Below are 13666 nucleotides of genomic sequence, written 5' to 3'. Positions count from 1 at the left end.
GACTCGCCCCTGGCGACAGGGCACGTCAGCCCGTCGTCCAGGGACGAAGTTTGTCGGGATTCAACACCGACCAGATGCGCTTGATCCGGTCACCCACGACATCGAAGGCCAGCACCACCACGGTGACGCCGTCCTGCTGGGCCACCAGACCGGGCTGACCGTTGACCGTACGCTCCAGGATCGTCAGGCCGGGTGCCAGGCCGGCGACGGCGACGAAGGCGCGCGCGATCCGCTCGCCGCCCTCCATCGGGCGGAGCATGGCGCTGACCAGGCCGCCGCCGTCGGCGGTCCCCGTGGCCTCAGGGTCGAGGAGGCCGATGAGGGCGTCGATGTCCTTGGCTTCCCATGCCCTCTTGAAGTCCCTGACGATCCCGGTCTGCCGGGCCGTCGGAGCAGCGGGCGCCCGAGACGCGCGAATGCGGCGGCGGGCCAACCACGCCAGCTGGCGACACGCCGCCGGCGTACGGCCGACGATCTCGGCCACCTCGGCGAAGGAGTAGCGGAAGACGTCGTGCAGGACGAAAGCGACCCGCTCGGCCGGGGTCATCGCTTCGAGCACGACGAGGAAGGCCATGTTGATCGACTCGTCGAGGGTGACCCGGTCGGCCGGGTCGGCCGTGCTGCCGCCCGGTCGGCCGTCGCTCCATTCCGTGAGATCGGGCAGCGGCTCAGGAATCCACTCGCCCACATAGCGCTCGCGCCGGGCCCGCGCCGAGCCGAGCAGGTCGAGGCAGATGCGGCTGGCGACCGTGGTGAGCCAGGCGCCCGGCGACTCGATGGCCTCCTGCTGTCGCCGGGTCATGGCGTACCAGCGGGCGTAGGTCTCCTGCACGACATCCTCGGCATCGGCCAGAGAGCCGAGCATCCGGTAGGCGAGATTGATCAGCTGACGCCGCTCGCTCATGATCGCGCTCAGCCCCGGATCGAACCGGCCGTCACCTGGATCGGATGGGGTGCTCATGACGTCGCCCGACTCCCTTGGTCGCAACTGCCCTCACCGAGACAGCGCCGCTATCCGTGCTGGCCGTACTGGCCGGGCCGGTAGTCGCCGGCGGGCTGCTGGGTGATGATGTTCAGCCGGTTGACGGTGTTCATGATGGCGATGAGGCCCACCAGGGCGGCGAGCTGGTCCTCGTCGTAGTGCTTGGCCGCCGTCGCCCAGACCTCGTCGGTGACGCCGCCGGCCGCGTCGGCGACGCGGGTGCCCTGCTCGGCCAGTTCCAGGGCGGCCCGCTCCGCGTCGGTGAAGACCGTCGCCTCCCGCCACGCCGCGACCAGGTTGAGCCGCACCGAGGTCTCCCCGCGGTGCGCGGCCTCCTTGGTGTGCATGTCGACGCACACGCTGCAGCCGTTGATCTGGCTGACGCGCAGCGCCACCAGCTCCTGCGTCGCGACGGGCAGGGCCGAGTCGTTCACGACCCTGCCCGCGGACAGGACGTACTTCAGAAGCTTCGCCGCGATCGGGGTGCCGACGAAGTCGAGACGGGTGTTCATGCTGTTCTCCTTGCCGTGTTGGCTGCTACACCCCACCGACGAAGCAGTCCGGCGAGATGTCACCACCAACCGGATGTGACGTGCGTCTCCCACCCGTGCGGAAGCGGTCGTCATGCTGCACGCCGACCCGGCCTCTGGCGCGCCAGATAGCCTCTCGGTCGTGATGGGCGCCTGGGGATGGGATCTGCTGATCGGGGTCGCCGTGGCGTTGCTGGTCACCTGGTCGGCGTTGCTCGCGGCCCTGGCCGCCGTCCGGCCGCGCGGCGCCCTGCTGCGCGAGGCGCTGCGCCTGCTGCCCGACGTGCTACGCCTGATCCGGCGCCTGGCCGCCGACCGTGCCCTGCCCCGCGGCGTCCGTGTCCGGCTCGCGCTGCTGCTGGCCTATCTGGCCCTTCCCGTCGACGTGGTGCCGGACTTCATCCCGGTCCTGGGCTACGCCGACGACGCCATCATCGTGGTCGCCGTGCTCCGGTCGGTGGTGCGCCGTGCCGGGATCGACGTCGTACGCCGGCACTGGCCGGGCACCGACGACGGCTTCGCCGCCCTGACCCGGCTGACCGGCCTGGCCCCACCCGGCTCGGGGCAGCCCTGACTGTCCTGCGGCGGGGGTCGGCGGGCAGCAGCCGGCGTCGTTCTCCGTGCTGGAGACCTCGTCGGCCAGGGGGTGCGGGCAGCAGGCGTCGCCGCGCCACGCTTCGCGGCCTTCCTTGACGGCGACGGCGGCGATCACCAGCGCGGCGATCGGGTCGGCCCAGGACCAGCCGAACAGGCTGTTGAGCGCCAGGCCCGCCAGCAGCACCGCCGACAGGTAGGTGCACAGCAGGGTCTGCTTGGAGTCGGCCACCGCGGAGGCGGACCCGAGCTCGCGACCGGCGTGGCGCTGCGCGTACGACAGGAAGGGCATGATCACGAGCGAGAGGGCCGCCAGGATCAGGCCGGGGGTGGAGTGCTCGGCCTCGCCTGCGCCCAGCAGCGCCCGTACGGCGTCGAAGGTGACGTAGGCGGCCAGGGCGAAGAACGAGATCGCGATGACGCGCAGCGCCGTCTTCTCCCGTGCCTCGTGGTCGGTGGCGGAGAACTGCCAGGCCACGGCGGCGGCGGAGGCGACTTCGACGACGGAGTCGAGGCCGAATCCGATCAGCGCGGCCGAGGAGGCGATGCTGCCCGCGGTGATGGCCACGGCGGCTTCGATCACGTTGTAGGTGATGGTGGCCGCGACCAGCAGGCGGATGCGGCGCCGCAGTGACGTCCGCCGGTCAGGGGCGGGCGGGTTGAGCGCCGTCATGCCATGACGTCCCCTGCGTCGAGCGCGGCGCCGGGAGCGGGGCGGAGCGTGACCGCGTGGCCGGTGGCCGCCAGCAACTGCTCGGCCGAGGCCAGCAGGTCCATCAGCTCGGGCCGGGTCAGGGAGTAGAACGACTGCCGCCCTTCGGCGCGATAGTCGATCAGGCCGCAGCCGCGCAGGCAGGCCAGGTGCTTGGACACCGTGGACTGCGCCAGCCCGAGCTCGGCGGTCAGGTCGACCACGCGGGCCTCGCCGCGGGCGAGTCGGGCCACGATGCGCAGCCGGGTTTCGTCGGCCAGGGAGTGGAACAGCGCCGCCGCCGGGGGGACGCCGGCGGCGATGTCGGCGCTGACGCACAGGCCGGACTCCTGATTGATCGCCATATGGCGATGATAGCCCGGAATCGACATGTTGTGGCAGAAACCCTCGAATGCGCCTCACCCGGGGAGCGGAGGGCTCCCCGGGCTTCCGTCCGGCGGGCTCAGGCGGTGGCCCGCAGCGGGCCGGCGGCCGGGATCCGGTTGCGGTGCTCCAGCCGTGCGACCGCGGCCGCGGAGACCAGACCCGCACCGGCCAGCAGCAGCCACGGCAGGCTCACCATGCCGGAGGAGCGGGCCACGTCCACCAGGGCGCCTGCCACCAGATTCCCTGCCAGGATGCCGATGCCGGACAGCAGGTTGTACAGGCCGTAGTAGGTGCCGATCAGCCGGTTTCCGGCCATGTCGGCGATGGTGGCCATCTCGAACGGGAAGGCCACGAGCGTGCCGAGGGTGAGCAGGGCCGTACAGGAGATCATCGCCGCCATCCCCCACGGCGGCGGCAGCGGCAGCGGCGCCGTGACCGCGAGCGGGACGAAGGCCAGCCCGAGCAGGGCCAGGCCCCGCGCGATCGCCTGACCCCGGCTCCAGCGGGCGGCGCACCAGGCGGTGACGCGCACCTGCCCGGCGATGCCGAGCAGCGCGGACAGCGCGTACAGGGCCATCACGCCGGCGTCGCCGCCGCCTATGCGCGCCACCTCCAGCGGCAGGCCCAGATACATCTGGTACGACAGCGCGTACGAGGCGATCATCGCGGTGGCGAAGGAGACGAAGGCCCGGTCACCGAACGCCTGCCGCCATTCGCTCAGCACCGGAGGCCGCTCGCCGGCCGGGGCTGCGCCGCGGCGGGGGAGGTATCGGGCCTGCAGGAGGGTCAGCGCCGCGAAGATGGCCGCCGCGCTCAGGCACACGACGGTGAACCCGCCGCCCAGCAGCACGAGGCCGAGCAGCGGGCCGAGCAGGATGCCACCCTGGTAGAAGACGTTGAACACGGCGAAGGCGGCCACCTTGCGCTCGCCGGCCTCCGCGGCGAGGTAGGCACGCGCCGCCGGGTTGAACAGCGCCCCGGCCAGCCCCGTCACGACCGCGGCGCCGACGAGGAGCGGCAGCGAGGTGCTCAGCCCGAACGCCGCGAACCCGAGGGTGCGCAGCGCGCATCCGGCCATGATCAGCGGCTTGTGGCCGAGCCGGTCGGCCAGGGTGCCGCCGATGAGGAACAGGCCCTGCTGGCTGGCGTTGCGCAGGCCCAGGACCAGTCCGATCGTCCAGGCCGCCAGGCCCACGTCGTCGGCCAGGTGGCGGGCGAGGTAGGGCATGAGCATGTAGAAGCCGAGGTTGATGCCGAGCTGGTTGATCTGCAGGAGCTGGATGGGCCGGTCGAAGGAGCGGAACTGCCGCAGGGTGTCCTTCACCGGGTGCCGCCCAGCGGGTCGGTCACCGTGGTGCAGCGGCTCCAGCGGTGCACCTCGCGCGAGGTGGCGGAGGCCAGCAGGTCGGGCTCATCGGCCGGAGGGCCCGCGAGCAGGTTGTGGGCGCGGCAGTAGGCGTCGTCGTAGACGGTGCCGTAATAGCGCCAGGGCCCGTCGGGGAAGATCGCCACGATCGTCTGGCCGGGGTGCACGCCGGCCAGCCAGCGGGCCGCCAGCGCCACGGCGCCGGTGCTCCAGCCGCCGGAGATGTAGTGACCGCCGGCCAGCGTGCGGCAGGCCCACACCGCCTCGGCGGGGCTGACCCAGTGCACCTCGCTGAAGGCGTCGTAGGCGACGTTGCGCGGGTGGATGCTGGAGCCGAGACCGCGCATCAGCCGGGGCCGCGCGGGTTGCCCGAAGATGGTGGAGCCGACCGTGTCGACGCCGACCAGCCTCACGTCCGGGAAGTGGCGGCGCAGCACGTTGAAGATGCCCGCGCTGTGCCCGCCCGTGCCGACCGAGCACACCAGCAGGTCGATGTGCGGGAGCCGGGCCAGCAACTCGTGCGCCAGCCCGGCGTAGGCCTCGACGTTGTCGGGGTTGTTGTACTGGTCGGGGCAGTAGGAGTCGCCGATCTCGGCCAGCAGACGCTGCACCCGCTCGCGGCGGGCCTGCTGCCAGCCGCCGACGGGATGCGGTTCGGTGACGATCTCCAGGCGTACCCCGTAGGAGGCCAGCAACCGGCACATGAGCGGCTCCATGCCGGGGTCGCCCACCAGCACGACCGGGTGGCCGAAGACGATCCCGGCCAGCGCCAGGCCGAGCCCCAGGGTGCCGCTGGTCGACTCGATGATGGTCGCGCCCGGCAGGAGGTCTCCCCGAGCCCGTGCCCTGCGGACCATGTGCAGGGCGGGACGGTCCTTGATCCCGCCCGGGTTGAAGCCCTCCAGCTTGGCCCAGAAACCTCCGCCGCCCGGCACGAACGGCTGGGAGATGAATGCCAGCGGCGTGTTCCCGACGGTGAGAGAAAGCGCCGAATAACCGGCGGGCGGCGCCTCTTGCGGGCGCGCGAAAGTCGTTTGCGATGACATTGGTGAAATCCCCGAAGTGAAGAGCGCGATTCGCGGAACAGGAAGCCGCGATGTGAACGGACGGTGGACGGCTGACGAACGCCGCCAGTCCTATATGCGCATCACGCAGAGGCCCGCCAGATGGGGTGCGGAAAGGCAGCCCAGGTCCGCCCGCGCGGAAGGAGCCTCTCCTGCGGGCCGGGCGGGAGAGAGGGACGCGGACGCGGGCAGCGCCACGGGAGCCGGCACGCCCGCGGGGCTGGTCACCGGGCAGTCCGCTTCCGTTCCGTGCCGGTGGCGGGCCGGGAGCTTGTGGTGCAGGCACCGCGCGTCGTGGTCGGCGTGTGCGCGGTCGGCGCCGGGCAGGTGAGCGCTGTGGGCGGACCCTTCCGACAACTCCACGGCCGCGCACGCGCCGCCGTGGGCGAACACCACGCTGACGACCAGGGTGATCGCGAGCACCACATGCGCCATCAGCCGGCCGGCTCCGCATGCGGCCGGGCGGCGAGATCGGGCAGATCGTGTCGCGAGCATCACTGGGTGATAGTGCCCGCGAGGCGGTTTGACGCGCCCAGCGGCAGCAAAGGTTCCAGTAAAGCTCTCGCCTTTATGGGACGTGCAGCGCGCGTCGCACGAAGATCGTACGGCCCTGCGTGTTCATCCTCTTGAGTGTTCTGCCATTTACGCCGTATCCCGCCGGCACGGTTGAGGAAGAAATTGTGCCGCGCGGAATATCGGCCGTGTTCATCGTCCGTTCATTTCGCTGATATCAGTGGAGCCCGTGATGACTTTGTCCAGACGCCGGATGGTCGCCGGGTTCGGCGCGCTGGCGGCCGGTGCCGCGATCCGTCCCGCCGCGGCCGAGGCGCTGACCGTGCCGCCAGGTGTCGCCCCCGAGCTTCTGGCCCGCGACGAGCGCTTCTGGGGCACGGTCGCCAGGCAGTTCCAGGTGAGCCCCGACTTCGTCAACCTGGAGAACGGCTACTACGGGATCATGCCGGACCCGGTACGGCGGGCCTATGACCACCACGTCGACCACCTCAACGAACGCAGCTCGCACCTGCTGCGCACCGAGTACAAGCCGCGCGCCGACGAGGTACGCGAGCGCATCGCCGCCCTGCTCGGCGTCACCGGGAACGAGATCGCGCTGACCAGGGGCGGCACCGAGGCCCTGCAGAACCTCATCGCCGGCTACAACCGCCTGCGCCCCGGGGATGCGATCATGTACGCCGACCTCGACTACCACAGCGCCCAGTACGTCATGAACTGGCTCCCGGCCCGGCGAGGCGTCCACGTCGAGCGCATCGTCATCCCCGAACCCGCCACCCGCCAGGCGGTGCTCGACACGTACGAGCGCGCGCTGAACCAGCATCCCAAGGTGCGGCTGCTCCTGCTCAGCCACATGAACAACCGCACCGGCCTGGTCACGCCGGTCCGCGAGATCGTCGCCATGGCCCGCCGGCGAGGCGTCGACGTCATCGTGGACGCCGCCCACTCCTGGGGACAGCTCGACTTCACCCTTGCCGACCTCGACGCCGACTTCGCCATCTTCTCCCTGCACAAGTGGATGGGCGTGCCCCTGGGCGCCGGATTCCTCTACATCCGCGACGGCCGGCTGGCCGACATCGACCTCCTCTACAACGACGAGACCTACCCGGCCTCGGACATCCGCTCCCGGGTGCACTCCGGCACCATGAACGTCGCGCCGCACCTGACCGTGGACACCGCCCTGGACTTCCACGAGGCCTTGGGGGCGAAGGTCAAGCAGGCCCGCCTGCGTTTCCTGCGCGACCGCTGGGTGCGGCAGGCGCACGAACTCGGCTCCGTGCAGATCCTCACCCCGGACGAACCCGGCATGTACGGCGCCATCACCGCCTTCCGGCTCCACGGCCGGACCTCCAAGGACGACAACGTCGCCATCGCCGATGACCTCATGACCAGGCATCGCATCTTCACCGTCGCCCGCAGCGGCATGAGCGGCGGCGACGCCGTCCGCGTCACACCCGCCCTGTTCACCTCCGCCGGCGACGTGGACCGGCTGGCGGCCGCCCTGAAGGACATCTGCGCGCGTACCAGGTGCCGGTGACCGGATCAGCGTTGAGCACTCAGCGTGGCGGAAGGGACGGAGTGGCTGCGCAACGGACACCAAACCGATATGGGAACGGTCCATACGGATCCGACTCCCATCAATACCATCAATCCAGATCATGTCTCACACCTCAGGAGTGTCCCTGTGCGTATCGGATCCCTGCTGACCGCCGCCGCCCTGTTAGCCGCGTCCGCGGCCGTCGCCGCCCAGCCCGCGTACGCGGCCGCCCCGGCCGTCCAGATCACCAAGATCTACTACGACTCGCCGGGATCGCCGGACTCCGGCGCGAACAGCAGCCTGAACGGCGAGTACGTGCAGATCAAGAACATGACCAGGAAGGCCGTCAACCTCGCCGGCTGGACCGTCCGGGACAGGACCCGGCGGGCCGATCACATCTACACCTTCGGCAGGCTCACCCTCAGGGCCGGCAAAACGGTCACCCTGCGGACCGGCAGGGGCAAGAACACCACCACCACCCGCTACTGGGGCAGGAGCGGCGGGACTCTGGCCTACATCTGGAACCAGGCCAGCGACGCCGCCTACCTGCGGAACGCGTCCGGGAAGCTGGTCGACTCCTGCTCGTACAACTCGACGCGGCAGGCGTACAAGATCTGCTGAGCTGACCGTGAGGTTCATCCCGGAGGGCCCGGCCGTACTGTTCACGGCATGACCGTGAAACCCGCGCCAGCCGCTCCGAGCGCCGGCGAACTGCTGGAGATCGCCGGCGCCCTGCTCCCCGGCCACTCCCTCGGCTCGGCCCGGCTCACCGAGGGCAACCTCCATCACGTCGTCCTCCTGCCGGGAACGGCGGCCGTACGGGTGACCAAGACCCCGCTCTCGGCGCAGGAGATGCCGCGGCGGATGGAGGCGCTGCGGGAGATCGCCGACGCGGGGCTGCCCTTCGCGGTGCCGGAGCCGCTCACCCCCGTCACCAGGTTCGGCGAACGTACGGCGGCCGCCGTCTCGTGGATCGACGGTGAGCCGCAGGCCGAGGGGCAGGGCGACCCCGAGCAGATCGGAAGGCTGCTCCGCGCCGTGCGCGAGGCCACCGTCACCCCACGCCTGCGGCGGCTGCTCAACGCCCCCCGGGAGAAGGGCTGGGCCGAGGCCCTGGCCGAGCACGTCGTCCCGCACCTGCCCGGCAGATGGAGGGACGAGTGCCGCAGGCGGCTGGAGGCGGCGCGGGACCTGGAGGCCGTGCCCGATGTGCTGGTCCACGGCGACCTCGGGGCCTCCAACGTGCACTGGAGCCCGGACGGTCGGCTGATCGGCGTCCTGGACTGGGACCAGGCCCATCTGTTCGATCCCGCCATCGACGCGGCTCTGATGGCCTGGCACGGCTGGGACAACGTCAGGCGGGCGGTGGATCCGGAGACGTACCGGCGCGCCCGCGTCTACGATGCGCCGTTCGGTGTCGGGCATCTCATCGGGATTCTCGACGGCCGCCCGCTGATCAACGTCGACGCGTTCGTGCGCAGCATCGTCGCCTGGCTCGACAGGAACGCCTGACACCCTGGGCGTGTCCCGTTTGGGATCCAGTGTCCGGTGGTTACCGTAAAGAAGCATTCCGGATCGTGTGCAACCAGGTCCGCTCCTCCTGCGAAAGCGTGTACGGCGACAGAAGGAGCTGCGTGAATTGGACACGGTGACCTCGCAGGCCGGCCAGGTGCGCGAGCTGATCGACCGGCACCTGGCGCGACTGCTTGACGAGCAGGTGGGGCGGCTCGACTTCCTGGACGGCCCGGACGTCGACCTGGTGCGCGAGCTCCTGGTGGCGTTCGTCCTGGAGGGCGGCAAGCGGTTGCGGCCCGCGTTCGTCTACTGGGGCTACCGGGCCGCCGGCGGCGGGCGACCTGAGGAGGTGCTGCCCGCGGCGTGCGCCATGGAGCTCGTACACGCCGCGGCGCTGCTGCTCGACGACGTGATGGACGAGGCGGACACGCGGCGCGGCCGGGCGGCGGCACACGTCGCGCTGGCCGGCCTGCACCGGCGGTCGGGACGGCGGGGCGACGCCGGCCGGTTCGGCGAGTCGGCTGCGACGTTGCTCGCGCTGCTGGCCCTGAGCTGGGCCGATGCGGTCCTCCTCGAGACGGGTCCGCGTCTGGAGGCCGCGCTCGACGTCCTCACCCGGCTGCGCGTGGAAACGATCTGCGGGCAGTACCTCGACCTGGCCCGCGCGCCCGGCGGCAACGGCGACGACGAGCAGGCCAGGCTCATCTCCCTCTACAAGTCGGGCAAGTACACCGTGGAGCGGCCCCTGCACCTCGGGCACGCCGTCGCGGGCGGCTGCCCGGGCACGCTGCGGCTGCTGAGCGCGTACGCGCTGCCGCTGGGGGAGGCGTTCCAGCTCAGGGACGACGTCAACGGCGTGTTCGGCGACCCGGCCGGCACCGGTAAGCCCGCCGGGGCCGACCTGCTCCAGGGCAAGGCGACCTACCTGCTCGCCGTCGCCCGCAGGCGGACCGGGAGCCCGGTCCTGGACAGCGTCACCGATCAGCGCGGCGTGGCGGCGGCGCGCAGGCTGATCGTCGAGTGCGGCGCGCTGGACGCGGCGGAGCAGCGCATCGCCGCGCTCGCCGGCGAGGCGGTCACGGCGCTGGACGAGCCGCCCGGCATCCCGCCCGAGGCCAGGCAGGCTCTGGTCGAGCTGGCGGCCCTGTGCGCCGCGGGAGCCCCCGGATGAGTCCTGTCGTGGTCGTCGGAGCCGGTCTCGGCGGCCTGGCGGCGGCCGTCCACCTGGCCGCGGCCGGCCGCGAGGTCACCGTGGTCGAGGCTCTCGACGAGCCCGGGGGCTGCTGCGGCACCACCCGCGTCGGGGCGTACCGGTTCGACGCCGGCCCGTCCGTGCTGACCATGCCCGGCGTGCTCGCCGAGGTCTTCGGCGCGGCCGGTGAGGAGCTGCGGCGCTGGTTGCCGCTGCGCCGCCTCGAACCGTCCTACCGGCTCGTCTTCGACGACGGGTCGCGGCTGGACATGCTGCCCGAGCGCGAGGCGATGACCGAGCAGGTGCGGATGGTGTGCGGGCCCGCGGAGGCGGCGCGCTACGAGCGCTACCGGCGGCTGCTCGGCGAGCTCTTCCGGATCGAGTGGCCGGCGTTCATCAACGCCGACATGACCAGGTTGCGCGGCCTGGCCCGGCCGGCTGCGCTGCTCCGGCTGGCCGGGCTGGGCGGCTTTCGCCGGCTGGACCGCCTGGCCGCCCGCCATCTGACGGACCCGCGGCTGATCAGGGCGCACACGTTCCAGGCGCTGTACGTGGGCCTGTCGCCGCAGCACGCGCTGGGCATCTACGCCGTGATCGCGCACATGGACACCGTCGGCGGCGTGTTCTTTCCCGAACGCGGCGGCATGCACGCCATACCGGCCGCCATGGCGGCGCTGCTGGAGAAGCTGGGCGCGGGCATCCGCTACGGCGTGCGCGCTCGCGAGATCGGGACGGACGGCGACGGCGTCACCGGGGTGCTGCTGGAGGGCGGCGAACGGCTGCCCGCCAGGCAGGTGGTCGTGGCCTGCGACCGGCTGGCGGCCCGGAGGCTGCTGCCCGCACGGGCGGACGACTGGCGGCTGCGCCGCCCCCACCACTCCCCCTCCTGCCTGGTGATGCACGCCGGCCTGGACCGCCCACCGGCCGGCCAGGCGCACCACACGCTGCACTTCGGGCGGGCCTGGGAGGAGACGTTCACCGCGCTGGCGGCGGGCCGGCCACAGCCGGACCCGAGCCTGCTGGTCACCTGCCCGGAACCGGACGGCGACGCGGCGCCCGACGGGCACGCCACGCTCAGCGTCCTCGAACCGGCGCCCAACCTGCAGCGCGTCGCCGACTGGGGCCGGCTGCGCCCGGAGCTCGAGGCGCGGCTGCTCGGCCGCCTGGCCACGCTCGGCTACGGCGACCTCGCGGGCGCGCCCCGGCTGGTGGTGGACCCGCCCGCCTGGGCGGCGCGCGGGCACAGCGCGGGCACGCCGTTCGCGCTGGACCACCGCTTCACCCAGACGGCCTGGCTGCGCCCCTCCGCCGTCGCCCGGCGGGTGCCCGGGCTGCACTTCGCCGGCATGTACACCGCACCCGGTGTCGGGGTGCCCACGGTGCTGATCTCCGGCCGGCTCGCCGCCGAACGCATCCTCAAGGAGGCCCGTTGACGCTCACCGCCAGCTACGAACGGTGCAGGCGGCTCCACGCCCGCTACGGCCGCTCCTACTACCTCGCCACCCGGCTGCTGCCGCAGTGGAAGCGGCGGCACGTGCACGCGCTGTACGGTTTCGCCCGCTACGCCGACGAGATCGTCGACTCGTTCACCATGACCGCCGACCGGTCCCGAGCGCTCGACGGGCTGTGCGCCAGGGTCGAGGCCGGGCTCACCGGGGCCAGACCGGACGATCCGGTGCTGCCGGCGCTGCTGCACACCGTCAACTCCTTCGGCATCGACCACGACGACATCGCCGCCTTCCTCGCCTCGATGCGGGCGGACCTGTCGGTCACCCGGTACGCCACCTACGACGACCTGCTCGGCTACATGGCCGGATCGGCCGCCGCCATCGGCACGATGATGCTGCCGGTGCTGGAGCCGGCGCCGGGCTGCGAAGAGGCGGCCCGCGAGCCCGCCCGCCAGCTCGGCCTGGCCTTCCAGCTCACCAACTTCCTGCGTGACGTCGGCGAGGACTTCGCCCGCGGCCGGGTCTACCTGCCGATGGAGGACCTCGGCAAGTTCGGCGTCGAGCCGGGCGAGCTGGGCGCCGCCCGCACCGGACGGGCCGTACGGCGGCTGCTGGCCTTCGAGGCCGGGCGCGCCCGCGAGCACTACCGCGCCGCCGCCGGCGGCATCGGCCTGCTCGTCGCCTCGTCACGGCCCTGCGTACGCGCCGCCGTCGATCTCTACGGCGGCATCCTCGACGAGATCGAGCGCGGCGGGTTCGAGGTCCTGGCCGGCCGCGTACGGGTGCCGCGCCGGCGGCAGGCGGCCGTGTTCGCCCGCCACCTGCTGGCCTCCGCCGAGGCGGGCAGGACCGAGCGCCGCGTCCGCGTGGAACTCCCGTGACAGCCGTGCGCCCGGTGGTCCTGGACGCGATGGGCGGCGACCACGGACCGGCGGAGACGGTCGCCGGTGCGGTGGCGGCGTGGCGCGCGCACAAGGTGCCGGTCATCCTGGTCGGCGACGAAGCGCGCGTGACCGGGGAGCTGCGCAGGCACGGCGCCGCGGGCGAGCTCGCGGTCGTGCACGCCGACGACGCCGTCCCGATGGCCGAGCGCGGCCCCGCCGCCACGGCGCTGGCGACCTCCAGCCTCGCGGTCGGCTGCGAGCTGGTCGGCCGGGGCCACGGCGGGGCGCTGGTGTCCGCGGGATCCACCGGCGCGGTGGTCTCCTGCGCGGTGCGCGGCATCGGACGGTCCGGCGTGCTGCGGCCCGCGCTGGCGGTGGCGCTGCCGTCGCTGCGGGGCGGCGCGAGCGTGCTGGTGGACGCCGGCGCGACAGCCGATCCGAGCCCGGCCATGATGGCCGAGTTCGCGCAGCTGGGCGCCGGGTACGCGCGAGCCGTGCTCGGCCGCCCCGACCCGGTCGTGGGGTTGTTGTCGATCGGGTCGGAGCCGGGCAAGGGCAACCGGCTGACCCGCCAGGCCGGGGAGCTGCTCGCCGCCCTGCCGCTGCGCTTCCACGGCAACGTCGAGGGCCATGACGTGCTGGCCGGCACCGTGGACGTGATCGTCACCGACGGGTTCACCGGCAACGTCGTGCTGAAGAACGTCGAGGGGTGCGTACGCACGGCGCTGACCATGGTCGCCCAGGCCGGCATCGCCTCCCCGCGGCAGCTCGCGAAGGTGGCCCGCCGCTACGACCCTGAGACCCATGGCGGCGCCGCCCTGCTCGGCCTGCGCGGCACCGTCGTCGTCGCCCACGGCTCGTCGCCGGCCGCCACGATCGCCAGGGCGTGCGTGGTGGCGTACGCGCTGGCGGGGCCGGAACCGGGGACCGGCATCGAGGCGACGGCGGCGGAGCGGGTGACATGAC

The 13666-nt window shown here is 72.5% G+C and carries 14 protein-coding genes and 1 pseudogene; 8 read left to right on the top strand and 7 right to left on the bottom strand.

Features of this window, described 5'->3' with window-relative positions; all coding sequences use genetic code 11:
• Positions 1-25: 25 nt before the first annotated feature.
• Both sigJ and ACZ6SA_RS34925 read right to left on the bottom strand, forming a co-directional pair.
• Complete coding sequence (gene sigJ, locus ACZ6SA_RS34930) at positions 26-961, bottom strand: RNA polymerase sigma factor SigJ (protein ID WP_347646157.1); 936 nt, start codon at positions 959-961, stop codon at positions 26-28.
• Between the two features lie 50 nt (positions 962-1011).
• Entirely contained in the window at positions 1012-1494 is a 483-nt protein-coding gene (locus tag ACZ6SA_RS34925) for a carboxymuconolactone decarboxylase family protein (protein ID WP_347646156.1), read from the bottom strand.
• A gap of 112 nt (positions 1495-1606) precedes the next feature.
• Here ACZ6SA_RS34925 and ACZ6SA_RS34920 point away from each other — a divergent pair.
• Positions 1607-1906: pseudogene (locus ACZ6SA_RS34920) on the top strand (hypothetical protein); the annotation flags it as partial.
• Here the strand turns inward: ACZ6SA_RS34920 and ACZ6SA_RS34915 are convergent.
• From ACZ6SA_RS34915 to ACZ6SA_RS34895, 5 genes are all read right to left on the bottom strand, one after another.
• A complete protein-coding gene (locus ACZ6SA_RS34915; protein ID WP_465833010.1) occupies positions 1799-2779 on the bottom strand; it encodes a cation efflux transmembrane domain-containing protein in 981 nt (326 codons plus the stop codon). The pseudogene ACZ6SA_RS34920 and the gene ACZ6SA_RS34915 overlap by 108 nt on opposite strands.
• Positions 2776-3162: an ArsR/SmtB family transcription factor gene (locus ACZ6SA_RS34910; protein WP_347646154.1), complete on the bottom strand. Its 387-nt coding sequence runs from the start codon at positions 3160-3162 to the stop codon at positions 2776-2778. Before ACZ6SA_RS34910 ends, ACZ6SA_RS34915 begins: the two co-directional genes overlap by 4 nt.
• Before the next feature lie 98 nt (positions 3163-3260).
• Positions 3261-4508, bottom strand: a complete 1248-nt coding sequence (locus tag ACZ6SA_RS34905) for an MFS transporter (protein ID WP_347646153.1) — start codon at positions 4506-4508, stop codon at positions 3261-3263.
• Positions 4505-5596, bottom strand: coding sequence for a PLP-dependent cysteine synthase family protein (locus ACZ6SA_RS34900; RefSeq protein ID WP_347646152.1), 1092 nt, complete (start codon positions 5594-5596; stop codon positions 4505-4507). The genes ACZ6SA_RS34905 and ACZ6SA_RS34900 overlap by 4 nt, the downstream gene beginning before the upstream one ends.
• A gap of 90 nt (positions 5597-5686) precedes the next feature.
• Positions 5687-6049, bottom strand: a complete 363-nt coding sequence (locus tag ACZ6SA_RS34895; protein WP_347646151.1) for a hypothetical protein — start codon at positions 6047-6049, stop codon at positions 5687-5689.
• A 310-nt stretch (positions 6050-6359) separates the two neighbouring features.
• Between ACZ6SA_RS34895 and ACZ6SA_RS34890 the strand changes: the two genes are divergently transcribed.
• The 7 genes from ACZ6SA_RS34890 to ACZ6SA_RS34860 all read left to right on the top strand — a co-directional run bounded on the left by ACZ6SA_RS34890 (position 6360) and on the right by ACZ6SA_RS34860 (position 13665).
• Positions 6360-7661 carry an aminotransferase class V-fold PLP-dependent enzyme gene (locus tag ACZ6SA_RS34890; RefSeq protein ID WP_465833006.1) on the top strand — a complete coding sequence of 434 codons (1302 nt, stop codon included), beginning with the start codon at positions 6360-6362 and terminating at the stop codon, positions 7659-7661.
• A 147-nt stretch (positions 7662-7808) separates the two neighbouring features.
• The gene (locus tag ACZ6SA_RS34885) at positions 7809-8282 is read left to right on the top strand and encodes a lamin tail domain-containing protein (RefSeq protein WP_347646149.1); all 474 of its coding nucleotides are present in this window, start codon (positions 7809-7811) and stop codon (positions 8280-8282) included.
• A 48-nt stretch (positions 8283-8330) separates the two neighbouring features.
• The gene (locus ACZ6SA_RS34880) at positions 8331-9173 is read left to right on the top strand and encodes a phosphotransferase (protein ID WP_465833004.1); all 843 of its coding nucleotides are present in this window, start codon (positions 8331-8333) and stop codon (positions 9171-9173) included.
• A gap of 136 nt (positions 9174-9309) precedes the next feature.
• Positions 9310-10347, top strand: a complete 1038-nt coding sequence (locus ACZ6SA_RS34875) for a polyprenyl synthetase family protein (protein WP_465833059.1) — start codon at positions 9310-9312, stop codon at positions 10345-10347.
• The gene (locus tag ACZ6SA_RS34870) at positions 10344-11801 is read left to right on the top strand and encodes a phytoene desaturase family protein (RefSeq protein WP_347646147.1); all 1458 of its coding nucleotides are present in this window, start codon (positions 10344-10346) and stop codon (positions 11799-11801) included. Before ACZ6SA_RS34875 ends, ACZ6SA_RS34870 begins: the two co-directional genes overlap by 4 nt.
• On the top strand, positions 11798-12697 hold the full coding sequence (locus ACZ6SA_RS34865) for a phytoene/squalene synthase family protein (protein ID WP_465833001.1): 900 nt from the start codon (positions 11798-11800) through the stop codon (positions 12695-12697). The genes ACZ6SA_RS34870 and ACZ6SA_RS34865 overlap by 4 nt, the downstream gene beginning before the upstream one ends.
• A complete protein-coding gene (locus ACZ6SA_RS34860; RefSeq protein WP_465832999.1) occupies positions 12694-13665 on the top strand; it encodes a phosphate acyltransferase in 972 nt (323 codons plus the stop codon). Before ACZ6SA_RS34865 ends, ACZ6SA_RS34860 begins: the two co-directional genes overlap by 4 nt.
• Position 13666: the final 1 nt, after the last annotated feature.

This window comes from Nonomuraea sp. NPDC049378, from assembly GCF_055586745.1.
The sequence above is the reverse complement of the archived record's forward strand: the minus strand, read 5'-3'. Positions and strand labels throughout refer to the sequence as shown.

What these genes read in the sequence shown, in the direction of transcription:
- ACZ6SA_RS34870 (WP_347646147.1), top strand. Translation starts at nt 10,344, where the DNA reads ATGAGTCCTGTCGTGGTCGTCGGAGCCGGTCTCGGCGGCCTGGCGGCG.
- ACZ6SA_RS34925 (WP_347646156.1), bottom strand. Translation starts at nt 1,494, where the DNA reads ATGAACACCCGTCTCGACTTCGTCGGCACCCCGATCGCGGCGAAGCTT.
- ACZ6SA_RS34880 (WP_465833004.1), top strand. Translation starts at nt 8,331, where the DNA reads ATGACCGTGAAACCCGCGCCAGCCGCTCCGAGCGCCGGCGAACTGCTG.
- ACZ6SA_RS34900 (WP_347646152.1), bottom strand. Translation starts at nt 5,596, where the DNA reads ATGTCATCGCAAACGACTTTCGCGCGCCCGCAAGAGGCGCCGCCCGCC.
- ACZ6SA_RS34910 (WP_347646154.1), bottom strand. Translation starts at nt 3,162, where the DNA reads ATGGCGATCAATCAGGAGTCCGGCCTGTGCGTCAGCGCCGACATCGCC.
- ACZ6SA_RS34890 (WP_465833006.1), top strand. Translation starts at nt 6,360, where the DNA reads ATGACTTTGTCCAGACGCCGGATGGTCGCCGGGTTCGGCGCGCTGGCG.
- ACZ6SA_RS34915 (WP_465833010.1), bottom strand. Translation starts at nt 2,779, where the DNA reads ATGACGGCGCTCAACCCGCCCGCCCCTGACCGGCGGACGTCACTGCGG.
- sigJ (WP_347646157.1), bottom strand. Translation starts at nt 961, where the DNA reads ATGAGCACCCCATCCGATCCAGGTGACGGCCGGTTCGATCCGGGGCTG.
- ACZ6SA_RS34895 (WP_347646151.1), bottom strand. Translation starts at nt 6,049, where the DNA reads ATGGCGCATGTGGTGCTCGCGATCACCCTGGTCGTCAGCGTGGTGTTC.